Here is a 747-nt window from a genome sequence, read left to right on the forward strand (position 1 = left end):
ATGGCAGTTAAATTTTATGGTAATCCAATCTTTTTTGATATGCCAGTTATTGGGCGACCAATTATTAAAGGTCAATTTAATAAAAAAGTAATGAATTCAAGGGACTTGCTAATGTATAACATGTTTCCTGCACCACCTGATAAAATAAACACTTATGCTTCACCAGAAGTAAGTTGATATAACATTCAAGGGATACAACCAACAATGATAACTGGTTATGAAGATTGAAAAAAAGATATGGAAAGTAGATATGACTTTTGAAATCAAAAAAATAGTGAGGGAATTGTAATAACTGATAAAGCAAGTTCAACAGCAACCAATCCGACTGTTGGAACAACTATTAAGGAAGAAGATAATAATTCTGAATTTTATTGGTCTAAAAGTTGAATGATTACCCCACCAAATAAAGTAAAAGTAAATAATGGTAATGTTGATAATATTATTAGTACCCAAGCATCATCATATTTTAGAAGAAAAGATGAATTTGGTAATACTGTCGGACAAGTTCAAATTGAATATAATAAAATGGGTTCATGTAATGTTTGAGATATTTTAAATATGAATAATTTTATTAATCGCCAAATTACAGTATTACCTTTAAACTATACGCAAAAATTAGTTTTTAATCCTTTTACTATTCCGGGTGGGGTTGGTAAATTCTTAAACTTTATTTCGTTTGGTATTCCATGAGGGTGAGTAATTAATCAAGATGAAAAAACTTGACCTAATTTTCAATGATTAAATGGT

The 747-nt window shown here is 28.8% G+C and carries 1 protein-coding gene; it reads left to right on the forward strand.

The annotated features are described in order from the left end of the window. On the forward strand, positions 1 to 747 hold a 747-nt coding region (locus D9R21_RS07870), incomplete at both ends, for a hypothetical protein (protein ID WP_158614020.1).

It is taken from the genome of Spiroplasma endosymbiont of Megaselia nigra, from assembly GCF_003987485.1.
Taxonomy (GTDB): domain Bacteria; phylum Bacillota_I; class Bacilli_A; order Mycoplasmatales; family Mycoplasmataceae; genus Spiroplasma.